This is a genomic window from Acidovorax sp. GW821-FHT10E04 (assembly GCF_059415185.1).
Genome location: NZ_JBWKMT010000008.1, coordinates 1 through 23,882 on the forward strand (window position 1 = coordinate 1; position 23,882 = coordinate 23,882).

Sequence of the window (23,882 nt, forward strand, 5' to 3'; positions counted from 1 at the left end):
GTGAAAGTAGGTCATCGTCAGGCTCTTACAGCCCAGAAAACCCCAGTCAGCAATGACTGGGGTTTTTTGCTTTGGGGAACGGCGAAAAGCACGTTGTGGGTAGTGCGTCTTCCGTGACACCACTGGCATTTATCGAAGCTAAGTCCGGCAGGCGCGGGCGGTACACCCCGAGGTTCGAGGGAAGGGCCTGCACGAAAGCCCGGTGGCTCAACCGCCTTGCCGCTGTCCGTCCACGAACACCAGCAGTTCTTCCTTGCCGAAGGCCGTCCACTCCTCATTGGTGGTGAGGGGGGCCGTCACGATCACGGCCACGCGGTCCGTGGCCGTGGTCCGGGTGGCGAAGTCGATGCGCACGTCCTCGTCCGACAACTGTGCCTCGCTGAACGGGTGTTTGCGCTCGATGTAGTACAGCCCTGTGGATGCATGGGCCCACAGCGCCTGGCCGTTGGAGAGCAGGAAATTGAAGGTGCCATGCGGCGCGATGCGCGCGGCCAGCTCTTTCAAGGTGATGGTCAGTTCGGCAATGCTGGGCACGCTGGCATGGGACTTGGCCAGCTCCTGCATGATCCAGCAGAAGGCGTGCTCGCTGTCGGTATCCCCCACCGGATGGAAATGCGCATGCAGGCGGGGCCGGAAGTCCTTCAAGTCACCGTTGTGGGCGAACACCCAGTACCGGCCCCACAGCTCGCGCACGAAGGGGTGGCAGTTCTGCAGGCTCACCACACCCTGGGTGGCCTTGCGGATGTGCGCGATCACGTTGCGGCTCTGGATGGGGTAGCGGCGGATCAACTCCGCCACGGGCGAATTCACGGCGGGCAGATGGTCCACGAAGTGCCGCAGTCCCCGGTCTTCGAAAAAGGCGATGCCCCAGCCGTCGGCATGGTCGGCCGTGTTGCCGCCGCGCTGTGCGAAACCGGTGAAGCTGAAAGTCACGTCGGTCGGCGTGTTGCAGTTCATACCGAGCAGTTGGCACATGGTCGAGCGAAGTCCGGATCAATCGGCCATCAGGCCGGGGGTGAAGGGGAGGATGTATCGGCCGGCGCCGCAGGTGCTTCGCGCAGTTGCCACGCGGCCACCAGGGCCAGCAGGCACAGCGCGGTCAGCATCAGAAAGGTCTCGCCAAAGGCGTCGATGCGGGCCGTGTTGCTCGCGCCCGCGGTCAGCGACGCACCATGCGCCCCCAGGCGCCACTCCAGCACGATACCGCACAGGCTCACGCCGGCGGCTCCGCCGAGCATGCGCAGGAAGCCGATGGCGCTCGATCCCTGCGAGATCAGCGACTTGTCCAGCGGCCGCATGGCCCCCAGGTTGAGCGACGGCAGGATGAAGCCGAGTCCGATGCGGCCCAGGATCGCAAAAGCCACCAGCATCCACAGTGCGGAGCCCAGGCCCACCAGCACCATGAGCCCGAACGACAGGGCCAGCAGGGCCAGGCCGATGCTCACCAGCAGGTGCGTGGGCTGCCTGTCGGCCAGCCGTCCCACCAGGGCGATGGTGATGGCCAGCACGAAGCCCGCGGGCAGCATGATGGTGCCCACGTGCGAGGCCGAGAGCGACAACCCCAGTTGCATGAACACCGGCAACAGGTAGGTGGAGCCGAACAGCGCCGTGCCATAGATGAACGCCACGATGCTGCCCATGGCGAACTGCCGGTACTGGAACAACCGCAAATCCATCAGCGGCTTGCGCCCCTGCCGCAGCTGCCGGCGTTGCCAGCCGATGAACAGGCCCGTGGCGACCACGGCACCGGCCAGCAGCAGGATGGCCTCCGATGCGGTGCCCCCATGCAGTGCCACCAGCCCATTGAGCAGGCACAGCGTCCCGGCCGTGCCCAGCGCCAGGCCGCGCCAGTCGAGCGCCTCGCCCTGGCGGTTGGCGGCCACGCCGCCCGGCGCGGTGACGGGCACGAATTTGTAGGCGAGCCAGAGGGAGGCCAGGCACAGCGGCACGACCATGAAGAAAATGGAGCGCCAGCCGAACCAGTCGACCAGCAGGCCGCCGATGCTCGGTCCGATGGCGGGCGCCAGCACCACGCCCATGCCGAAGATGCCGCTGGCGCGGCCTTGCTCGTGGGGCTGGAAGGCGTAGAGGATGATGACGGCGGGAATGGGCTGCACGACCCCGGCCGCCAGCCCCTCGGCCACCCGGGCGGCCAGCACCAGGCCGAAATCACGGGCCAGCCCGCCGCCGATGCCGCCGGCCAGCAGCAGGAGCATGGCGCCCACATAGGTGGCGCGGTAGCCATAGCGGGACAGGAGCCACGGCGTGGTCAGCATCGAGACCGTGGTGGCCACCATGAAGCCCGAGGTGACCCATTGGGCGCGCTCCTGACCCAGGGTGAAGTAGTGGCTCATGTCGGGGATGGCCACGTTCACGATGGTCGACGACATGATCGACGCCATCGTGCCGACCATGACGGACAGCAGCAGCAGCCAGCGGTAACGTTCGCCATGGCGTTCGCGCAGGGCGGCGAGGGAACCAGAAGAAGGCTGTGTTGTCATGGATCGGTGGGCTGGCGTTCAGTTGCGAAGAAGCACGGGCTCTTCAGTGGGCTGGCGCAGTCCCAGGCCAGCGCAGTCAGGGACGGGCCGCCCCGCACCGAGGACCGGGCCCTCCCTTTCTCGGATTGCTGCAAAGCAATTCGAGAGCAGGGGGCAGGCGCCCAGTGCCTCGGGGGGATGTCAGCTCCTCTCCGACCAGAGCTTGCCGCCCGTGGCCCAGTTCTCCCGCTTGACGTCGGTGATCAGGATGTCCACCGACTCGGGCGAACCGCCGAGCACCTCGACGGAGACGCGGGTGATCTCTTCCACCAGCTTGCGCTTTTGCTCGACCGTGCGGCCTTCCATCATTTCGACGTGGTACGTGGGCATATCAGCCTCCTTGGAGATAGTTGCAGAAAACAAAAGCGGAAATCATATCGGCGCCGGCGCCGGCGCGTCTTCAGAGGCGCCGGGCCGGGGCGCCGGTGGAGCGCCCCGCGCGCCGCACGCAGGACAGATACACACCTGGCCCCGTGCTGGGGCCGGCAGAGCCGCCAGCGCTTCCGGGTTGATCACCCGCGCCATGCACCAGCAGCTCTCGGCGGGCTGGCCCGCCGCGATGGCGCACTGGTTCGGCTGGCCGCACAGGGGGCAGCTGGAGGAGGGGGAGGAAGACGGCGCAGCGGATGGCGGGGCACTGGAGGGCGGCATGATGGCGGGCGGCACGCGCCCGCTGTGGATGGGAGGCGGCTGCGGGCCCAGTGTAAGGCGCCTGCGGCGTCCCGTCTTCCGCGCAGCGGGAAAGCCTGGGCGCTGGTGCCATGCGCCGCGGGCGGTCCGTGCCGCGCACCACTGACACGTGGCCCGCCGCAGCCAGGGCAATCCATAAAAAAACAGCTGCCAGCGCTTGATGGGCAGGCGCTGGCAGCTATCAATAGGTGAGCGTGGCGCGCTTTGCGCGCGGCGTTCCCGGAATCAGGTGGCCTGTGCGGCCTTGAGCTTCAGGCGCCAGGCATGCAGCAGGGGTTCGGTGTAGCCGCTGGGCTGCTCCTGGCCCTTGAAGACCAGGTCGCAGGCGGCCTGGTAGGCCATGCTGGTGGCGAAGTGGCCCGCCATCGGCTGGTACAGCGGGTCGCCCGCGTTCTGGCCGTCCACCACCGCGGCCATGCGCTCGAAGGTCTCGCGCACCTGCGCTTCGGTCACCACGCCGTGCAGCAGCCAGTTGGCCATGTGCTGGCTGCTGATGCGCAGCGTGGCACGGTCTTCCATCAGGCCCACGTTGTGGATGTCGGGCACCTTGGAGCAGCCCACGCCCTGGTCCACCCAGCGCACCACGTAGCCCAGGATGCCCTGGGCGTTGTTGTCCAGCTCCTGCTGCTTCTCGGCGTCGCTCCAGTTGGGGGCGGCTGCCACGGGCACGGTGAGCAGGCCGGTCAGCAGGTTGTCGCGCTCGGCGTTCACGTCGGTCTTCTCCAGGCCGATCTGGATCTCGGCCACGTTGACCTGGTGGTAGTGCAGCGCGTGCAGCGTCGCGCCGGTAGGGCTGGGCACCCAGGCGGTGTTGGCGCCGGCCTTGGGGTGGGCGATCTTTTGCTTGAGCATCTCGGCCATCAGGTCGGGCATGGCCCACATGCCCTTGCCGATCTGTGCCTTGCCGCGCAGTCCGCAGGAGAGGCCCACCAGTACGTTGTTCTTCTCGTACGACTGGATCCAGGCGCTGGTCTTCATGTCGCCCTTGCGCACCATGGGGCCGGCGTGCATGGCGGTGTGCATCTCGTCGCCGGTGCGGTCCAGGAAGCCGGTGTTGATGAACGCCACGCGCGCCGATGCGGCGGCGATGCAGGCCTTGAGGTTGACGGAGGTGCGGCGCTCTTCGTCCATGATGCCCAGCTTGACCGTGCTGTCGGGCAGGCCCAGCAGCTTCTCGACGCGGCCAAACAGCTCGGCGGCAAAGCCCACCTCGGCGGGGCCGTGCATCTTGGGCTTGACGATGTAGACGCTGCCCTTGCGGGAGTTGCGGATACCGTTCGCGCCGTGGCCTTGCAGGTCGTGCAATGCGATGGCCGTTGTGACCACTGCATCCATGATGCCTTCTGGGATCTCGCGCTGGGCGCCCTGCGCGTCGGTCCAGAGAATGGCCGGGTTGGTCATCAGGTGGCCCACGTTGCGCAGGAACATGAGCGAGCGGCCGTGCAGGCGCACCTCGCCACCTTGCGGGCCCGTATAGATGCGGTCAGGGTTCAGCCCGCGCGTGATGGTCTTGCCGCCCTTGGCGACCTGCTCGGTCAGCGTGGCCTGGATGATGCCCAGCCAGTTGCTGTAGCCCAGCACCTTGTCCTCGGCGTCCACGGCGGCCACGGAATCTTCCAGGTCCAGGATGGTGGAGAGCGCGGCTTCCAGCACCAGGTCGCTCACGCCCGCGGCATCGGTCTGGCCGATGGGCGTGGAACGGTCGATCTGGATGTCCAGGTGCAGGCCGTTGTGCTGCAGCAGCACCGACGAAGGTGCCGCGGCGTTGCCCTGGTAGCCCTTGAACTGCGAGGGATCCTTCAGGCCCGTGGTGCTCCCGTTGGCGAACGAGACGACCAGCTGGCCGCCTTCCACCTTGTAGCCCGTCGAATCCTTGTGCGAACCCGCAGCCAGCGGCGCGGTGTCGTCCAGCACCTGGCGCGCGAACGCGATCACCTTGGCGCCGCGCACGGGGTTGTAGCCCTTGCCCTTTTCGGCGCCGCCTTCTTCGCTGATGGCATCCGTGCCGTACAGCGCGTCATACAGGCTGCCCCAGCGCGCGTTGGCGGCGTTCAGCGCATAGCGGGCGTTCAGGATGGGCACCACCAGCTGCGGGCCGGCCTGCGTGGCCAGCTCGTCGTCCACATTGGCGGTGGTGGCCTTCACATCGGCGGGCTGGGGCACCAGGTAGCCGATCTTTTCCAGGAAACCACGGTAGGCCACCATGTCCTTGATGGGGCCGGGATTGGCCTTGTGCCAGGTGTCCAGCTCGGTCTGCAGGCGGTCGCGCTCGGCCAGCAGGGCGATGTTGCGCGGGGCCAGGTCGGCCACGATGGCGTCAAAGCCCTTCCAGAAGGCGGCGGCATCGACACCCGTGCCGGGCAGCACCTTGTCTTCGACAAAGCGGTACAGGGAGGTGGCCACTTGCAGGCCGTGGACTTTGGTGCGATCGGTCATGGGGTGCCTAGAAAGTTGTGCAAACGTGGATCAATGAAAAAGAAAACGGGACCTGCATGAGCAGGCCATGGACAGACTGTATTGCAAATATTTGCCCACATAAATACGCTGAAAATCTCTAAACCAGTGACTTTTACGCACAACTGGTGGCCGTCCGTAGTCGCCCGGAATGGTGCTTTGGCCGGTTACCCACTACGCTGCGCACACAACAAACCCACCGGGAGACAAACCCATGCAGGCACCCCTGGCCGCTGGCGCGCTGAACGCAGCCTACAAGAACAAGATCGTCAGCGCCGCCGACGCGGTGTTGCTCATCCACGATGGCGACACCGTGGCCACGGGCGGCTTCGTCGGCATCGGCTTTGCCGAGAGCATCGCCGTGGCGCTCGCCCAGCGCTGGGAGGCCACACAGACCCCGCGCGACCTCACCCTGGTCTACGCCGCAGGCCAGGGCGACGGCAAGCAGCGCGGCCTCAACCACCTGGGCCATGCAGGCCTGCTCAGGCGCGTGATCGGCGGGCACTGGAGCCTGGTGCCGCGCATCCAGAAGCTCGCGGTGGACAACCAGATCGAGGCCTGGAACCTGCCGCAGGGCGTGATCACGCACCTGTTCCGCGACATCGCCGCGGGCAAGCCCGGCACGCTCACGCGCGTGGGCCTCGACACCTTCGTGGACCCGCGCCACGGCGGTGGCAAGCTCAACGCACGCACCACCGAGGAGCTGGTGCGCGTCCTGCCCATCGACGGGCAGGACTACCTGTTCTACAAGGCCTTCCCGATCCACGTCGGCATCATCCGCGCGACGACGGCCGACGCGGACGGCAACCTCACCATGGAGCGCGAGGCGCTCACGCTCGAAGCGCTGGCCATCGCCATGGCCGCGCGCAACTCGGGCGGCGTGGTCATCGCGCAGGTCGAGCGCATCGCCGAGCGCGGCACGCTCAACCCCCGGCAGGTGAAGGTGCCCGGCGTGCTGGTGGACGCCGTGGTGCTGGCCACCGAGCCCGCGCACCACCACCAGACCTTTGCCGAGCCCTACAGCGCCGCGTTCGCGGGCGAATTGCGCGTGCCCGTGGACACGCTGGAGGCCATGCCCCTGACCGAGCGCAAGATCATCGCCCGCCGCGCGGCGCTGGAGCTGCGCCCGCACCAGGTGGTGAACCTGGGGATCGGCATGCCCGAGGGCGTGGCCAACGTGGCGGCCGAGGAGCGCATCATCGACCTGGTCACGCTCACGGCCGAGCCCGGCGTGATCGGCGGCATCCCTGCCGGGGGCCTGAACTTCGGCGCGGCCGTGAACCCGCAGGCCATCATCGACCAGCCCAACCAGTTCGACTTCTACGACGGCGGCGGCCTGGACATCGCCATCCTGGGCCTGGCGCAGGCCGACCAGCACGGCAACCTCAACGTGAGCAAGTTCGGGCCGCGCCTGGCGGGTGCGGGCGGCTTCATCAACATCAGCCAGAACGCCAAGACCGTGGTGTTCGTCGGCACGTTCACGGCGGGGGCGCTGCAGGTGGAGGCGGTCGACGGCCACCTGCACATCCTGCACGAAGGCGGCGCGCGCAAGCTGGTGCGCGAGGTCGAGCACCGCACCTTCAGCGGCGCCGAGGCGCTGCGGCGCGGCCAGCGCGTGCTGTACGTCACCGAGCGCTGCGTGTTCCGCCTGGTGCCCTCGGGGGAGGAGGGCGGTGGCGGCGCGCTGGAGCTGATCGAGCTGGCGCCCGGCATCGACCTGCACCGCGACGTGCTCGCCCACATGGCCTTCACGCCGCGCATCAGCCCGGGCCTGCAGGCCATGGACATGCGCGTGTTCGAGCCCGGCCCGCTGGGCCTGCGCGAGCAGCTGCTCAACCGCCCGCTGGTGCAGCGCTTCGAGCTCGACGCCGCGCGCAGGCTGCTGCACATCGACTTCTCGGGCCTGCAGATCAACACGGCCACCACCATCGACGCCATCGAGCACGAGGTGCGCCGCCTGCTGGCACCGCTTGCCGCCCAAGGCGAGCGCGTGGAGGCCATCGTGAACTACGACCACTTCACCATCGCGCCCGACCTAGCGGATGCCTACACGGCCATGGTGCAGGGGCTCACGCGCGACCACTACGCGGACGTCAAGCGGTATGGCACGGTGGGTTTCCTCAAGTCGCGCCTGTTCTGAATGCTATAAAAACAATAGCTATTGGCGCAATGCCCCCGGGCGCTGGACGCTGTTTTTGCTTCAAGGCCGGGGGCGTAAGGCCCGTGCGGCGCCGGGCTTGCATGCCCTCGGATGTCTCCATAATCACTGCCCATGGACAAACTCAAGGCCTTCGAATCCTTTGTGTCGGTGGCCACGCGCGGCAGCCTCACGGCCGCCGCCAAGGCCGAGGGCGTGGCGCCCGCCATCATGGGGCGGCGGCTCGACGCGCTGGAAGAGCACCTGGGCGTGAAGCTGCTGGTGCGCACCACGCGGCGCATCAGCCTCACGCACGAGGGCAGCGCGTTCCTGGAAGACTGCCAGCGCCTGCTGTCCGACGTGGCCAATGCCGAGGCCAGCGTGTCGGAAGGCGGGGTCAAGGCCACGGGCCATTTGCGCATCACCGCGCCCGCGGGTTTTGGCCGCCGCCATGTGGCGCCGCTGGTGCCGCGTTTTCGCTCGGCGCACCCGGACGTGACCATCTCGCTGAACCTCAGCGACCGCGTGGTGGACCTCGCGGGAGAAGGCTTCGACTGCGCCGTGCGCGTGGGCGACCTGCCCGACTCGTCGCTGGTGAGCGTTCGCATCGCCGACAACCGCCGCCTGTGCGTGGCCACGCCCGAATACCTGGCCCGGCGCGGCACGCCGCGCGCGCCGGCCGAACTCGTGCAGCACGACTGCCTCACGCTCTCCAGCGACGCATCGCAGACGCGCGGCTGGGCGTTCCGGGTGCCCCTTGCGGATGGCGCCACGGAGGTCATGCATCTGAAGCCCGGCGGGCCGCTCGACTGCTCCGACGGCCAGGTGCTGCACGACTGGTGCCTGGGCGGCTGGGGCATCGCCTGGCGCAGCACCTGGGAGGTCGAGGCCGAGATCGCCGCTGGTCGCCTGGTCGCGGTGCTGGAGGACTTCGCCGCGCCGCCCAACGGCATCTACGTGGTGTTCCCCCAGCGCAAGCACCTGCCGCTGCGCGTGCGGCTGTGGATCGACTTCCTGAAACACCAGTACGCGCAGCCCGCGTTCTGGAAAGGCGAATGACTTCCCTGGGCCGCTGCGCGCCTTCCTCCGACGCGAAGCGGGATGCCTTCGGGGGCCAAGCCGGTTCCACGGTAGCGCTGGCCTTGGCGCGCCCCATGCGTTGGCCCGCTCCGTGCGACGTGTGGTGCTGATGGACCGCCCCGTGGCAGACTGCGCACTCCATGGCCGAGCCCACGCTTCTCGTCGCTGACGACCACCCGCTGTTCCGCGCCGCCGTGCTGCACGTGCTGCATGAGCGTCTGCCGCAGTTCCGCACGCTGGAGGCGGCCAGCGCCGCCACGCTGGGCACGGCGCTGCAGGAGCACCCCGAGGTGGAGCTGGTGCTGCTGGACCTGAGCATGCCCGGCGCGCGCGGCTTCTCCTCGCTGCTGCACGTGCGCGGCGAGTACCCCGAGCTGCCGGTGGTCATCATCTCGTCCAACGACCACCCGCGCGTGATCCGCCGCGCGCAGCAGTTCGGCGCGGCCGGTTTCATCCCCAAGTCCGCGCCGGCCGAGGCCATGGGCGAGGCCATCGAGGCCGTGCTCGACGGCGGCAGCTGGTTCCCGCCCATGGCGGCCGAGCGCTCCGAGGCCGACGCCGAACTGGCCGCGCGGCTCGCGCAGCTCACGCCCCAGCAGTTCCGCGTGCTGCTGTGCCTGGCCGACGGCCTGCTCAACAAGCAGATCGCCGCCGCGCTGGGCCTGGCGGAGAACACCGTGAAGGTGCATGTCACGGCCATCCTGAAAAAGCTCGCGTGCTACAGCCGCACGCAGGCGGCGGTGCTGGTGAAAAGCCTGGAGACGGAAGACGGCGTGTCTTCCTGAGGTCGGGATCTGAATCAAAACGGCCGCTGTCGCCTATTCATCAAGCGCTGGCAGCTACTAAAAGCGTAGCAATGAGCGCAGCCTCCCCAACCGGGCGCAGCACCATGTGCGAGACGCCGTGCGAGGGCCGCCAGCACACGGTGCCTGCACTGGCGTCGTCCCCCTTCCCGTAGCGCGCAGCGCGCAGAGAGAAAGAAGGGGGAAGCCGCGCAGCGGCTCAGGGGGATGCTCCCTGTCTCAGCAGCGTCTGGCTCACCAGCGCCCGCAGCGCCGGCGCCCGCACCGGCTTGGCCAGAAAGCCCCAGCCGCGTTCGGCCGCCTGCCGGCGCAGCGTGGCGTCGTGCTCGGCGGTGACCAGGATCACCGCTGGGGCCTGGCCCCAGCGTTCGCACAACTGGGCGTAGACATCGGGGCCATGGTGGCGGGCGCCCAGGTGCACGTCCAGCAGCACCAGCTGCGGCGCCTGGCCGCGTTCGGCCTGGGCCAGCGCCTCGGGCGCGCCGCCGGCCAGCGGCACCTGGCAGCCCCAGCGCTCCAGCAGGGCGCGTGTCGCGGCGCAGGTGGGCCCGTCGTCCTCGATCACCCAGGCGCTGCTGCCCTGCAGCGGGGCGTCTTCCTGCGGCTGCCGTGGAGCGGCCGTGGCGGCGGCGGCTGGCTGTTGCCGCGCGGCGGCGGGGTCGCCCAGCGGCACGCGCACCCAGAACACGCTGCCGCGCCCCAGCTGCGAGCGCAGCCCGATCTCGTGCCCCAGCAGGCGGCCCAGGCGCTCGACGATGGCCAGGCCCAGGCCCGCGCCCCGGTCGTCGGCGCGGCCTTCGTCCAGGCGGCGGAACTCCTCGAAGATCTCGCGCTGCAGCGCCTCGGGGATGCCCGGGCCCTGGTCGTGCACCTCGATGCGCAGGTGGTCGCCGGCCCTGCGGCAGCCCACCACGATGCGCCCCTGCCGGCTGTAGCGGATGGCGTTGGAGACGAAGTTCTGCAGGATGCGGCGCAGCAGGTTCTCGTCGGTGCGCACCACGGCGCGCGTGGGCACGCAGCGGAGCTGCAGGCCCTGGCCCTCGGCCAGCACGCCGAAGTTGTGGGCCAGCACCTGCAGCAGCGGGCCCAGGGCCACGTCGTGGATGTGCACGTCCAGTTGCCCCGACTCCATGCGCGAGATATCGAGCAGGCTGCTCAGGATCGCGTCCTGCGAAGCGAGCGCGCCGTCGATGCTGTCCACCGTGCGCCGCTCGGCGTCGTCCTGCAGGTGGCTGCGCAGCAGCGAGGTGAACATGCGCGCGGCGTTCAGCGGCTGCAGCAGGTCGTGCACGGCGGCCGCGACGAAGCGGGTCTTGTAGCGGTTGGCGCGCTCGGCCTCGCGCCGCGCGGCGTCCAGGTCGCGCGTGCGGTCGGCCACGCGCTGCTCCAGCGCATCGGCGAGGCTGCGCAGTTCGCGTGCGGCGTTCTTGTAGCTGGTGATGTCGGCATAGCTGGTCACGAAGCCGCCCTCGGGCAGCGGGTTGCCGCGGATCTCGAGCACCGTGCCATCGCCCTTGGCGCTCTCGTGCAGATGGGGCAGGCCGCTGCGCAGGTGCGACAGGCGCCGCTCGATCGCCTCGTCGGCCGGGCCGGGGCCCAGCAGGCCGCGGCGCGCGTTGTGGCGCAGCAGGTCCGCGATGGGCTGGCCCACGCGCATCAGGTCGGCGGGGTAGCGAAACAGCTGCACGTAGCGCGAGTTCCAGGCCACGAGGTTCAGGTCGGCATCGATGATGACCACGCCCTGGGGCAGGTGCTCCAGGCTGCGCGACAGGCCCGTGTCGGTCTGCTGGGCGGCCTGCTGCGCCGCCTGCACGATGCCGTCCTGGGCGGTGCGCAGCTCCTGCGCGTGCTGCTGCAGCACGGTCTCCAGCTCCTGGCGGCTGCGCTGGCGCAGGTTCGCCAGGCGCTGCCGCTGGCGCACGAACAGCACCAGCAGGGCCAGTGCCAGCCACCCGCCGCCGCCGGCCGCCGCGGCCCAGCGGCTGTCGGCGATGCTGCTGTGCGTGTCGTGCACCAGGTGCAGCTGCCAGGGCGTGCCGGGCAGCGGCTGGGTCTGCCACAGCACGCGGCCGGGCAGGGGCGGCAGGTCGGGCGACAACAGGCGCACCAGGCGGCCGCCGTTGTCCATGTGGTCGTCCACGCGCCAGGCCAGCGGGCGCAGCGGCTGGTTCGAATACTGGCGCGTGGCGTTGAGCTCGCGGCGCTCCTCGTCGCCCAGGGGCTCCAGCAGGCGGTAGCGCCACGCGTCCTGGCTGGCCAGGAACACCACGCCGTGCGCGTCGGAGGCCAGCACGATGTCCGGCGTCTGCAGCCACTCGCGCTCGAGCTCCTGCAGCGCGATCTTGATCGCCACCAGACCCAGCGTGTGGCCGCTGGCGTCGCGGATGGCCTGCGACAGGAAGTAGCCCGGCTCGCCCGTGGTCACGCCGATGCCGTAGAAGCTGCCGCGCCCCTGCGCCAGCGCCTCCTGCACATACGGGCGAAAGCTGTAGTCCACCCCCACGTTGCTGGTGGTGGTGCGCCAGTTGCTGGCCGCCACGGCCAGCCCTTCGCGGTTGAGCAGGGTGAGCGTGGACGACTGGCTCGCGCCGTTGGCCTGCTCCAGCTTGAGGTTGAGCTGCTCCACCTCCGCCGGGCTCAGGGCGCGGGTCAGCGCATCCTGCAGCTGCGCGTCCAGCGCCAGCACCTCGGGCAGGGTGCGGTAGCGGTCGATGCGCTGGGCCAGCGTCTGGCCGTACAGGGTCAGCTGCTGCTGCACGCTGTCGCTCTCCTCGTGCAGCGAACGCTGCCACGCCCACTGCCCGGCCACGAACATGCTGCCCGCCATGCCGGTGAGGAGGATCAGCAGGGTCCAGAATTTGCGAAGGCGCGGCGTCGTCATGGGGCAGAAATCAGGGGGCCGGGAGCGTGCCCCGGGCTGTGATGGTGAGGGCAGCGAGTGTGCCTCACCTCGCTGGCGCCTAGGGGTTTTCCCTATATTGGGGCACGGGGCGCCCTCTGGCGGTGCCACCGACTAATACCAATAGGTTATCGGCTGAATCCGGGGGCGGCTGTACAAACGGCACCCTCGACGCACCCCGCTGGTGCAGTCACCGTGATTTCAGGAGACATCCCCATGCACGCCATTACCGCCCCCACCGCCCATCCCGTGCGGCTTCCCTTTTACCGGCAACTGTACTTCCAGGTGGTGGTCGCCATCGTCCTCGGGGTGCTGCTGGGCCACTTCGAGCCGGCCTACGGCGAGGCGCTCAAGCCGCTGGGCGACGCGTTCATCAAGCTGGTGAAGATGATCATCGCCCCGGTGATCTTCCTGACCATCGTGACCGGCATCGCGGGCATGTCGCAGCTCTCCACCGTGGGCCGGGTGTTCGGCAAGGCCATGGCGTACTTCCTGTTCTTCTCCACGCTGGCGCTGGTCGTCGGCCTGGTGGTGGCCAACGTGGTGCAGCCCGGCGCGGGCATGAACATCAACCCCGCCGACCTGGACCAGACGGCCGTGAAGACCTACGTGGCCAAGTCGCACGAGATGTCGCTCACCGGCTTCGCGATGGACATCATCCCCAAGACGCTGGTCAGCCCCTTCGTGGGCGACAACATCCTGCAGGTGCTGCTGGTGGCCGTGCTGTTCGGCATCGCGCTGGCCATGGTGGGCGAGGCCGGCCGCCCGGTGCAGAATTTTCTGGAAGCGCTGACCACGCCCGTGTTCAAGGTGGTGGGCATCGTGATGAAGGCCGCGCCCATCGGCGCGTTCGGCGCCATGGCCTTCACCATCGGCAAGTTCGGCCTGGGTTCGCTCGTCAATCTGGCCTGGCTGGTGGGCTCGTTCTACATCACCTCGCTGCTGTTCGTGGTGGTCATCCTGGGCTTCGTGGCCCGGCTGTGCGGCTTCTCGGTGCTCAAGCTGTGCCGCTACCTCAAGGCCGAGCTGATGCTGGTGCTGGGCACCTCGTCGTCCGAATCGGCCCTGCCGTCGCTGATGGAGAAGATGGAAAAGGCCGGCTGCAGCAAGTCGGTGGTGGGCCTCGTGGTGCCCACGGGCTACTCGTTCAACCTGGACGGCACCAACATCTACATGACGCTGGCCGCGCTGTTCATCGCCCAGGCCACCAACACCGAACTCTCGCTGGGCCACCAGGTGGCGCTGCTGCTGGTGGCCATGCTGTCGTCCAAGGGCGCGGCGGGCGTGACCGGCGCGGGCTTCATCACCCTGGCCGCCACCCTGGCCGTGGTGCCCGAGGTGCCGGTGGCCGGCATGGCGCTGATCCTGGGCGTGGACCGCTTCATGAGCGAGTGCCGCTCGCTGACCAACTTCATCGGCAACGCGGTCGCCACCGTGGTCGTCTCGCGCTGGGAAAACGCGCTGGACCACGAACGCCTGGACGCCGCGCTGAATGGCCATCCGCTGCCCGCCCCCGGGGTGGTGCCCGCCGCCGAGGTGCCCCTGGGCGCGGTGGCCCGCTCCGCGGCCTGATACGTCGCCGCTCGCCGCCGCAGCGGCGCAGGCCCCGGGGCTTGCGCCGCTTTTTTTTGCTATTGATGTAATAGCTACTTGCGCTTGCTGGACAAGCGCTGGCCCCCGTCTGTGTTCAGGCGAATGCCTTGCGCCGCTGCGCCACCATGCCTGCCGAGCCCGCCAGCAGCGTGAGCAGCAGCAAGCCCCATCCGCCCAGTGCCGGGATGCCATGGGCGCTGGGGGGGGCGGCGGCCAGGGGCATCGCCGGGTCCAGGATCTCGCCGTTCTGCAGGCCATCGTCATCGCCCACGCCGCCGTCGGTCACGTCAAAGCCCACGGTGTTGCCGTTGATGAGCAGGTTGCCGGGCGTGATGAAGTTGCCATGGCTGTGCTTGATGAAGTCGTCCACCGCTTGCGGCCAGATGGTGGTGACGCGCACCGTCGCGCCCGGGGTGCAGCCCACCAGCTTGAAGCGGAATGCGCCTTGCGGCGCGGTGCGGCCTGGCGGCGTTGCGGCCGCCGCGATGAACCCGGTGGCCGCCGGGTCGAAGCGGCAGCCCGCCCCCCCGCCGGTGAAGCTGGCGCTGGCCGCGCCCCCCGCGCCGCCGGCCGGCACGGTGGTGCCGGTGGCGGTGGTGATGGCCGCGTACTGCACCTGCACGCTGCGCGGGGCCTGCACGTTGGCGAGGGTGCAGGTGCGGCTGGGCAGGTCCACGCCGTCGCAGCCGGTAAAGCCGGTGAAGGTGAAGCCCGCGTGGGGCGCGCTGGCGGTGCAGGTGGCGCCGCCGCCGTGGTTCACGCTCGCCGGGCAGGTGACGATGCCGCCGCCGGCGGGCGATGCGCTGGCGCTGAGGGCATGGGTGTTGATGGCGAAGCTCGCCGTCACGCTGCGCGCCTGGTCCAGGGTGACGGTGCAGGTGGTGGCGCTGCCGGCGCAGTCGCCGCCCCACACCACGTGCCAGTCGGTGACGGGCGTGGCCGTGAGGGTCACCACGCCGCCCGCGAGGTAGCTGGCCTGGCAGGTGCCGCTGCTCGCAATGCAGTTGGTGATCTGGCCTGCCGTGGGGGCGGGCGGGGCCGTGGCGCCCACGCTGCCGCCCGTGGACAGCACGGTCAGTTGCAGCAGCTTGTCGTCGCGCAGGTCGGCGTCGGCGCGGTCAGGGCCTGCGTTCCGGCCCCGCATCCCGGCGCCGGCCGCGTTGCCGCTGACGCTGTGTTCGCAGCCGGACGCCAGGGTCAGTTGGCCATCGTTCCACAGCCCGCCCACGGCCTGGCCGCCAGCGAAGCTGGCAGGGTGACCACTACCGCCACCGCCCGCGGCCAGGTTGGCGCTGATGGCGCAGCCCGCGCCCTGCACCGTGAGTTGCGCGCCCGGCGCGTTGTAGATGCCGCCGGCCGCCGCGCCGCCGGCGCTATTTCCGCCGCCGCTAATCCATCCCCCGCCCCCGCCGCCGCCCACCCAGACGCCGCCGAGCGCGGCATACCCCCCGCCGCCGCCCGTGTCACCAGCATTTCCTGGAAAGCCCGTGCTGCCGGTGCCGCCGTTTCCTGCAAGGGTTGCGCCTGCGCCGCCGCTGCTGCCGTTGCTGCCGTTCCCGGCGTCGGTGTTCCCACCGCCGCCGCCATAGCCGCCACCTCCTGCGCCGTACCATCCGCCACCGCCACCGCCGCCCGCCCAGCCACCGCCGCCGGCACCGCCACCACCGGCGCCCCCGCCCCCCGCGCCCCCGCCATGGCTGCCGCTGCCGCCATTGCTGAAACCCTCCCCACCCGTTGGCGCATCGATGGCGCCGCTACCGCCTCCATTGAGGCTGCTGCCATTGCCTCCGCTGCCGCCCGCGCCCTTGATCTCGCCCGGCTGGCCGATGTTCAGCCCCACGCCGCTGCCCCCGCCGCCGCCGCCCATGCCGCTCTGCCCGCCGCCCGTGGCGTAGTTGCCCTGCACCTGCACGCCGTCGAGCGTGAGCGTGCCATCGTTGCGGATGCCCGCGCCCCAGGACGAGCCCGACTGCGCCGTGCCGCCCACGTCGATCCCCTTGCCTGCCAGCAGCCCGCGCGTGATGACCAGCCCGCGCAGGGTGGCGGTGGCGCCCGCGTTGACCCACAGCACGCGGCCCCGAAGCTGCCCGTCCAGCGTGACGCCGGGGCCGTCGATGGTGACGCTCTTGCCGATGACGAGCTGGCCCAGCAGCGCCACGCGGGACACGCCGCCCGCGAAGGCGATGGTGTCGCCGCTGGCGTTGGCATCGGCGAGCGCCTGGCGCAGGCTGCCCGGGCCGCTGTCGTTGCCGTTGGTCACGGTGAGGCTGGCCGCCTGGGCGGCGCCAGCGGCCACCAGCGCGGCGGCGCAGGCCAGCCCGCGCAGGGGATGGGGGCACGGGGTGTGGAACATGGTTTGTTTGCTTTTGTTTTGATAGCTGTTTGCGCTTGCTGAGCGGGCATTGAAGGGTGTTTTGGCCTTAAACGCCGCGTCGCCGCCGGTGCAAGCCCAGCGCGGCCACCAGCGCAGACAGCAGCGCCAGCGCCCAGGGCGCATCCACGGGGATGGCCGCGGGCGGCGCAAGGGGGTTGACGAAGCGGCCCGCGGCTGCGGGGCAGCTCGTGTCGCTCTCCGGCCAGTACTGGTTGCCCGTGCCGGTGAAGGGGATGGCGCTATAGCAGTTGTCGCCGGGCGTGTTGTCGGTGATCTGGTTGTGGTTCAGCGTGAACGTGTGCCCGGCCGGAGCACTGAACCGGACGCCCGCGCCCCTGTTCGCGCCGCCTGCGGCGGGGCTGGCGTTGTTGGCAATGATGCTGCCGGTGACCAGCGTGTTCACGCCGCTGTAGAGGGCGCCGCCCTGCTGGCCGGCGATGTTGCCCGTGAAGCGGCTGTTCGCCACCGTCAGCGAGCCGCTGCCCGTGCTGTAGACGGCGCCGCCCAGGCTGGCGGTGTTGGCGGTGAACTGGCTGTCCGTGATGGTCACCGTGCTGTCGCGGCTGAAGAGGCCGCCGCCGTTGGCCAGGGCCGTGTTGCCGGTGATGACGCTGTGGTCGATGTTCAGGGTGACGCCGTCCGCGTAGATGCCGCCGCCATCCGTCGGGCCGCCGCCGGCGGTATTGCCGCCGGCCAGCGTCAGCCCGCGCAGCGTGAGCGTGGTGCCCGCCAGCGTGGCGGTGACCAGGGGTGTGGCGCCGCCGCCGTCCAGGGTCACGCGCCCGCCGCCGTCGATGGTGGTGTTCGAGGCCTGGTAGATGTCCAGCGCGCTGCCCAGCGTGATGGTGCTGCCTGCGGGAAAGGCGGCGGGGTCGAACGCGATGGTGTCGGCGCCGCTGCCCTGCGCGCAGTCGGCGTCCCAGACGGTATCCGTCACCGCGCTGCCGAGGGCCTCGGTCAGGCTGCACAGGCCGTCGCCCCCCATGACGGTCGTGGTGTTGACGGTGATGGTGGCCGCGGGGGCCAGGCTGGCGGCCAGCAGGCAGGCGGCGGCGAGGGCGATTCGTTTGGGCATGAAAAAGGCTTCCAGCGCCCACGCAGAAAGCGCAGGCAGCTATGAAATTGAAAGCATTGGCGTGAAGTCACCGATGGTAGGGATTGGCCATGCGCCTGTCTGTCCTCAGAACTGATGACATGGCGCTGCTGCCCGGCGCTTGCCCATAATCCAGCCCATGGCCCCCGACACCGCCCCGCCTCTGCCCGCCCCCTGGCCCGCGCGCCTGCCTGCTCCTTTGCGGGTGGGCGTGGTCGAGGACGACCCGGCCTGCTGCGACACCTTCATCGCCATGATCGGCGCGCAGCCCGACCTGGCGCTGGCCATGGCGGCGGCCAGCCGGGCCGAGGCGCTGGCGCTGCTGCCCCAGTCGCCCATGGATGTGCTGCTGGTGGACCTGGGCCTGCCCGACGGCTCGGGCCTGGACGTGATCCGCGCCGCGCGTGCGCAGTGGCCCGGCTGCAGCGTGCTGGTGAGCACCATCTTTGGCGATGAAACGCACGTGCTGCGCTCCATCGAGGCCGGGGCCATGGGCTACCTGCTCAAGGACGTGAGCGCCGCCGAGCTGGCCGAGGAAATCCGCAGCATCCACGCGGGCGGCAGCCCCATCAGCCCCATGGTGGCGCGCAAGATCCTGGCGCGCGCCGCCGCCAGCCTGCCGCCCGCCACCGAGCCGCCCGCCGCGCTGCTGTCCGCGCGCGAGCAGGAGGTGCTGCGCTGCGTGAGCAAGGGCTTCACCACCGAGGAGACGGCCCGCACCATGGGCGTCTCCCGCACCACGGTGCTCACCTTCGTGCGGCGCATCTACGCCAAGCTGCAGGTCAACACGCGCGCCGAGGCCATCCATGCCGCCCACAGGCAAGGCCTTCTGGCGAACGGGTAGGTGGTGCGCCGCGCTGCTGTTGGCCGCCTGGCTCGCGGCCTGCGGCGGCGGCAGCGCTACCGATAACCCCACGCACCTGCGGCAGGCCGCCTTCCGCATGGAGCCCGGCGCGGGCTGGGAACCTCCGCCCGCGCCGCCCTTCGCTGGGGAGGAGGAGAAAGGCGCGTGGGCCAGCGTGCCGCTGCCCCACGCGCGGGAGCGCAGCCTGGCCGAGGGCGGCGCCTCGCTACGGGCCCCGCCCGACGTGGCCTGGTACCGGCTCGACCTGCCCCCGCCCGGTACACCCGGTGCCCCCAGCGCATCGGGCGCGCCGGGCCAGGACTTGTTTCTGTACCTGCCGCGCTGGCAGACCATCGGCATCGTCGCCATCTATGTCGATGGCCGCATGGCCTACCGCACGCGCGGCAGCCGCGTGTGGAACAGCTTCAACCGGCCCCTGTGGGTGGCGCTGGGCAACCAAGCCGCCGGTGGCGAGCCGCCCCGCACCGTGTGGCTGCGCATGGCCAGCCAGCGCGGCGTGGGCGGGGCCGTCTCCAGCGCCTGGGTGGGCACCGAGCAGAACCTGCTGTGGCGCTACAGCGTGCGCCGCTTCGTGCAGAACGACTTCATCAGCCTGACCGGCGCCGCCTTTCTGGCCATTGGCCTGTTCGCGCTGGCCGTGGGCTGCGTGCGCCGCCGCGAGCCCATCTACCTGCTGTTCTTCGCCATCTCCGTCACCACCTTGCTGCGCAGCCTGCACTACGTGGTGGACGACCGGCCCCTGCCCGTGCCCGACGACTGGTTCGGCTGGATGACCGTCAATTCGCTGGGCTGGGCCATGGTGTGCACCTTCGCCTTCGCCTTCCGCGTGCACGGGCGGCGCATGCCCGCGCTGGCGCTGGGCATCGCGGGGCTGGTGTCGCTGGGCACCGTGCTCACCCTGCCGCTGCCGCCGCTGCTGCCGTACCTCGATGCCATGCTGCCGCTGGTCTATCTCGTCATCACCGTGCTGACGGCGGTGGTGGCCGCGTCGGGCCTGTGGGCCTCGTGGCGCGCGCGGTCGCGCGAGGGGCTGGTGCTGTTCGCCTGGTTCTCGCTGAACGTGCCCGCGGGCGCGCACGACCTGCTGATGGTCAACTACCGCATCGACATGGAGCATGTCTATCTGGCGCCCTACAACGCCATCGGCCTGTTCGCCATCTTCCTGGCCATCGTCTGGCGGCGCTACGTGGGCGCCATCCACGCGGTCGAGGTGGCCAACGCCGGGCTGGAAAGCCAGCTCGCCGCCCGCGAGCGCGAACTGACCGCCAGCCACGAGCAACTGCGCGCGCTGGAGCGCCAGCAGACCCTGGCCACCGAGCGCCAGCGCATGATGCAGGACATGCACGACGGCATCGGCTCGTCGCTGATGAGCGCGCTGCGCATGGTCGAGCGCGGCCAGGCCAGCACGGCCGACACGGCCCAGGTGCTCAAGGACTGCATCGACGACCTCAAGCTCGCCATCGACTCGCTGGACCCCGCCGATGCCGACCTGCTGGCGCTGCTGGCGGCCGTGCGCTTTCGCCTGGCGCCCCGGCTCAAGGCCGCGGGCATCACCCTTGCCTGGAACGTGCAGGACCTGCCCCCGCTGCCCTGGCTCGACCCGCAGTCCGCGCTGCACGTGCTGCGCATCCTGCAAGAAGTGCTGGCCAACATCCTCAAGCACACCCAGGCCACCCTGATCGACGTGGCCACCGCGCCGCAGGCGCAAGCCGGGCAGGGCGGCGCGGGCGTGGTGGTGCGCATCCGCGACAACGCAGGCGCCTTCGTGCTGTCCGAAGGCCCGCCCGCCGCCCTGGCCGGGCAGGGCCTGCTCAACGTGCGCCACCGCGCCCAGGCCCTGGGCGGGCGCTGCCAGTGGGCGGCATGGGAGGGCGGGGGCGAATTCACCCTGTGGCTGCCGCTGGCGCGCGGTGATTGAATAACTACTCTTTTGATAGCTGCCGGCGCCTGCCTGCTAAGCGCTGGAGGCCTGTTGGGCATCAAACCCCGGCAAGGCCTTGTCCTCAGTTCTGAGGACATACAGGCGTGTTGCAATTTCTTAACATTCCGGCGGTTCGTCACACACCAAGGCCCCGCCATGCCCCGCCGCCCCTGCGCCCTGCGCGCCCTGCTGCTCCAGCTCGTGTTCATCGCCATCGCCTGCCTGGCCGCCTGGCCCGCCGCGCACGCCCAGGCGGGCACCTGGGCGGTCAGCGGCAGCCTGGGCGATGGGCGCCAATGGCACACCAGCACCCAGCTGCCCAGCGGCAAGGTGCTCGTCGCGGGCGGCTATGGCGGCGGCAGCCTCAGCCACCTTGCCAGCGCCGAGCTGTACGACCCCGCCGCCGGCCAGTGGGCCGCCACCGGCCCGCTCGCCCACGCGCGCCGCGGCCACACCGCCACCTTGCTGCCCCATGGCAAGGTGCTCGTGGCGGGTGGCTACGACGGCAGCGCATTCATCGCCAGCGTCGAGCTGTACGACCCCGCCACCGGCTTGTGGAGCGGTGCCAGCGCGCTGGCCCAGCCGCGCACGGAACACACCGCCACCCTGCTGGCCGATGGCCGGGTGCTCGTCGCGGGCGGCCACGCCAGCGGGGGGCAGGTGGCCCAGGCCGAACTGTACGACCCCGCCACCGGCGCCTGGTCCCCCGCCGGGCAGTTGGCCGAAGCGCGCCAGGGCCATACCGCCACCTTGCTGGCCGACGGCAGGGTGCTCGTCGTCGGCGGCGGCAACGGCACCGGATACCTCGCCACCGCCGAGGTGTACCGCCCGAGCGACAACACCTGGGGCTCCGCCGCCCCGCTGCCGCAAGGGCCGCGCAGCGATTTCACCGCCACCTTGCTGCCCGACGGCAGGGTGCTTGCCGTGGGCGGAAACAGCGGCAGCGAGCAGCTTGCCAGCGCCGAGCTGTACGACCCCCAGGGCGATACCTGGGCGCCTGCCGCCTCGCTGAACAGCAAGCGCTTGTTCCACACCGCAACGCTGCTGCCCGGCGGCAAGGTGCTCGTGGCGGGAGGCTTCGGCAGCGGCAGCGCTCTCCAAAGCGCCGAACGGTACGACCCTGACACCAACCAATGGACCGCCGCCGGCGGCCTGAACGACGGGCGCTGGCGCCACATCGCCACCCTGCTGCCCCAGGGCAAGGTGCTCTTCATCGGGGGCGCCAGCGACCTCGGCGCGCTGCTCGCCAGCACCGAGCTCTACGACCCCGCCATCGGCACCTGGGCGGGCACCGGCGCGCTGCCAGGCCAGCGCACGGAGCACACGGCCACCCTGCTGCCGGACGGCAAGGTGCTCGTCGCGGGCGGGGGCGCCGGTTATGGCACCGGGCAGCTCATCGGCGCCGCCGCGCTGTACAACCCCGCCACCGGCGCCTGGGCCGCCACGGGCCCGCTGGCCGCCGCGCGCGCCTACCACACCGCCACCTTGCTGCCCGGCGGCAAGGTGCTCGTCGTGGGCGGCCTCGGCAGCGCAGGCGCCGTGCTCGCCAGCGCCGAACTCTACGACCCCGCCACGGGCACCTGGAGCGGCACCGGCGCGATGGCCAGCCCCCGCTTGCGGCATGCCGCCGCCCTGCTGCCCAGCGGCCAGGTGCTGGTCGTGGGGGGCTGGGGCAGCAACATCAGCAACAGCCAAACCGCCACCGCCGAGCTGTACGACCCCGCCACCGGCCTCTGGTCCGCCACGAGCGCGATGAGCGCCGCACGCCAAGGGCCCACGGCCACCCTGCTGCCCACCGGCAGGGTGCTCGTCGCGGGGGGGAGTGGCAGCGGCGGCCCCCTGGGCAGCGCCGAGCTGTACGACCCCGCCTCGGGCACCTGGAGCGGCGCCGGCGCGATGGCCAGCCCGCGCTGGACACACACCGCCACCCTGCTGCCCCAGGGCAAGGTGCTTGTAGCGGGGGGGTACAGCGGCGCATACCTCGGCAGCGCCGAACTCTACGACCCCGCCCTGAACGCATGGAGCCCCACCGGCCCGCTCAACACCGGGCGCGCCAGCCACACCGCCACCCTGCTGCCCGGCGGCAAGGTTTTGGCCGCTGGGGGCTTTGGCGGCGGCTACCTGGGCAGCGCCGAGCTGTACGACCCCGCCACGGGCGCCTGGGCCGCCACCGGCGCGCTGGCCGCTGCGCGCGCCTACCACACCGCCACCGTGCTGCCCGACGGCACGGTGCTTGCCGCCGGGGGGCGCGACGGCGTCACGGCCACCAGCGGCATCGCCACCGCCGAGCGCTACGACCCTGCCGGCGGCGCAGTGCCCCCGGCCCGCATTCCCGCATTGACCGGCGGCCCCGTCCGGTTGAGCGGCGCGGCCTTCACCCTCACCGGTTTGCGGCTGCGCGGCGACAGCGAGGCCAGCGGCGGCAGCACCAGCGCATCGCCCACCCCCTTGCCGCTGGTGCAGTTGACGCGGCTGGACAACGGCGCGCACACCTGGCTCGCGCCCACCGGCTCCACCGCCGCCAGCATCGACGTGGCCGCGCCGGGCGTGCTGCCCAGCGGCCGGTATGCGCTGCGGGCGTTCGTGAACGGCATGGCGTCCAACGCGCTGCTGCTGGGCACGCAGGCCCAGCCCACGCTGGCCCTGTCCGCCAGCGCCGTGGGCGCCAGCGTCACCTTCACCGCCACGCTGAACGGCGCATCCGCCAGCCCCACGGGCCAGGTGGCGTTCAGCGTGGATGGCGCGCCGCTGGCCTGCACCACGGCCACCTTCAGCGGCGGCGTGGCCACCTGCGCCACCAGCAGCCTGGCCATGGGCCTGCACAGCATCACCGCCAGCTACACGGGCGACGCCGACAACGCGCCCGCCACCGCCAGCCCGCTGGCGCACACCGTCAACACCGCCGCCGTGCCCGTGCCGGGCGGCGGCGGCAGCACGGCGCAGGTCGGCATCACCGGCGGCCCGCCCGGCTGCACCGTGAACACCCTGGGCCTGAGCGCGGCCACCGGCGCCGACAACCTGCCCGCAGGCGCGACCGCACCGCTGGGCGTGCTGCGCTTCACGGCCACGGGCTGCGCGGGTGCCACGCTCGCGGTGGCCATCACCTACCCCGGCGGCAGCCTGGCGGGGCTGGTGCCGCGCAAGTTCGGCCCCGCCGCGGCCGGTGCCACGGCGCTCTGGTTCCCGCATGGCGCGGTCAGCGGCGACACGGTGAGCTTTGCCGTCACCGACAACGGCACGGGCGACAACGACCCCGCCCCCGGCGCCATCGCCGACCCGCACGCCATGCTGCTGCTGGCCGCCGGGCCCGCCGGCGCGCAGGCGATTCCGGCGCTGTCCGAAGGGGGCTTGCTGTTGCTGTCGGCCCTGCTGGCCCTGGTGGCGCTGTCAGCGGGCCGCGTGGGAAGGCGGGTGGTGTGAATCACTTCTCTTT

Annotated in this window: 15 protein-coding genes; 7 read left to right on the forward strand and 8 right to left on the reverse strand. The window is 70.8% G+C overall.

Translation table 11 applies throughout. The annotated features are described in order from the left end of the window. Window positions 1-207: 207 nt before the first annotated feature. The 5 genes from AC07OC_RS22660 to AC07OC_RS22680 form a co-directional block, all read right to left on the reverse strand. A complete protein-coding gene (locus AC07OC_RS22660; protein WP_218296735.1) occupies window positions 208-975 on the reverse strand; it encodes a class II glutamine amidotransferase in 768 nt (255 codons plus the stop codon). Window positions 976-1,004: 29 nt separating this feature from the next. Next, the gene (locus AC07OC_RS22665) at window positions 1,005-2,501 is read right to left on the reverse strand and encodes a DHA2 family efflux MFS transporter permease subunit (protein WP_218341185.1); all 1,497 of its coding nucleotides are present in this window, start codon (window positions 2,499-2,501) and stop codon (window positions 1,005-1,007) included. A gap of 180 nt (window positions 2,502-2,681) precedes the next feature. After that, window positions 2,682-2,888, reverse strand: a complete 207-nt coding sequence (locus AC07OC_RS22670; RefSeq protein ID WP_370627859.1) for a 4-oxalocrotonate tautomerase — start codon at window positions 2,886-2,888, stop codon at window positions 2,682-2,684. Between the two features lie 24 nt (window positions 2,889-2,912). Next, window positions 2,913-3,191, reverse strand: coding sequence for a cysteine-rich CWC family protein (locus tag AC07OC_RS22675; RefSeq protein ID WP_218341186.1), 279 nt, complete (start codon window positions 3,189-3,191; stop codon window positions 2,913-2,915). A gap of 264 nt (window positions 3,192-3,455) precedes the next feature. Continuing rightward, the gene (locus AC07OC_RS22680; protein ID WP_218341187.1) at window positions 3,456-5,666 is read right to left on the reverse strand and encodes a malate synthase G; all 2,211 of its coding nucleotides are present in this window, start codon (window positions 5,664-5,666) and stop codon (window positions 3,456-3,458) included. Window positions 5,667-5,898: 232 nt separating this feature from the next. On the opposite strand from AC07OC_RS22680, the gene AC07OC_RS22685 reads away from it, so the two are divergent. The 3 genes from AC07OC_RS22685 to AC07OC_RS22695 all read left to right on the forward strand — a co-directional run bounded on the left by AC07OC_RS22685 (window position 5,899) and on the right by AC07OC_RS22695 (window position 9,686). Continuing rightward, window positions 5,899-7,824: an acyl CoA:acetate/3-ketoacid CoA transferase gene (locus tag AC07OC_RS22685; protein ID WP_218341188.1), complete on the forward strand. Its 1,926-nt coding sequence runs from the start codon at window positions 5,899-5,901 to the stop codon at window positions 7,822-7,824. Between the two features lie 132 nt (window positions 7,825-7,956). Further along, a complete protein-coding gene (locus AC07OC_RS22690; RefSeq protein WP_218296741.1) occupies window positions 7,957-8,880 on the forward strand; it encodes a LysR family transcriptional regulator in 924 nt (307 codons plus the stop codon). A gap of 161 nt (window positions 8,881-9,041) precedes the next feature. Further along, window positions 9,042-9,686, forward strand: coding sequence for a LuxR C-terminal-related transcriptional regulator (locus tag AC07OC_RS22695; protein WP_218296742.1), 645 nt, complete (start codon window positions 9,042-9,044; stop codon window positions 9,684-9,686). Window positions 9,687-9,903: 217 nt separating this feature from the next. Here AC07OC_RS22695 and AC07OC_RS22700 read toward each other — a convergent pair whose 3' ends face one another. Continuing rightward, window positions 9,904-12,585, reverse strand: a complete 2,682-nt coding sequence (locus AC07OC_RS22700; RefSeq protein ID WP_218296743.1) for a hybrid sensor histidine kinase/response regulator — start codon at window positions 12,583-12,585, stop codon at window positions 9,904-9,906. A 234-nt stretch (window positions 12,586-12,819) separates the two neighbouring features. Here AC07OC_RS22700 and AC07OC_RS22705 point away from each other — a divergent pair, with 234 nt between their 5' ends. Continuing rightward, window positions 12,820-14,175 (forward strand): dicarboxylate/amino acid:cation symporter, encoded by a 1,356-nt coding sequence (locus AC07OC_RS22705; protein WP_218296744.1) that lies wholly within the window; start codon window positions 12,820-12,822, stop codon window positions 14,173-14,175. Window positions 14,176-14,290: 115 nt separating this feature from the next. Here the strand turns inward: AC07OC_RS22705 and AC07OC_RS22710 are convergent, their stop codons facing one another. Further along, a complete protein-coding gene (locus AC07OC_RS22710; protein ID WP_304505099.1) occupies window positions 14,291-16,549 on the reverse strand; it encodes an IPTL-CTERM sorting domain-containing protein in 2,259 nt (752 codons plus the stop codon). Between the two features lie 67 nt (window positions 16,550-16,616). Then, on the reverse strand, window positions 16,617-17,645 hold the full coding sequence (locus tag AC07OC_RS22715) for an IPTL-CTERM sorting domain-containing protein (RefSeq protein WP_218341189.1): 1,029 nt from the start codon (window positions 17,643-17,645) through the stop codon (window positions 16,617-16,619). A gap of 157 nt (window positions 17,646-17,802) precedes the next feature. Between AC07OC_RS22715 and AC07OC_RS22720 the strand changes: the two genes are divergently transcribed. From AC07OC_RS22720 to AC07OC_RS22730, 3 genes are all read left to right on the forward strand, one after another. Then, window positions 17,803-18,507: a response regulator gene (locus tag AC07OC_RS22720; protein WP_218341190.1), complete on the forward strand. Its 705-nt coding sequence runs from the start codon at window positions 17,803-17,805 to the stop codon at window positions 18,505-18,507. Beyond that, complete coding sequence (locus AC07OC_RS22725; RefSeq protein ID WP_218341191.1) at window positions 18,470-20,446, forward strand: sensor histidine kinase; 1,977 nt, start codon at window positions 18,470-18,472, stop codon at window positions 20,444-20,446. The genes AC07OC_RS22720 and AC07OC_RS22725 overlap by 38 nt, the downstream gene beginning before the upstream one ends. 159 nt (window positions 20,447-20,605) lie before the next feature. Continuing rightward, window positions 20,606-23,869 (forward strand): IPTL-CTERM sorting domain-containing protein, encoded by a 3,264-nt coding sequence (locus tag AC07OC_RS22730; protein WP_494602312.1) that lies wholly within the window; start codon window positions 20,606-20,608, stop codon window positions 23,867-23,869. Window positions 23,870-23,882: the final 13 nt, after the last annotated feature.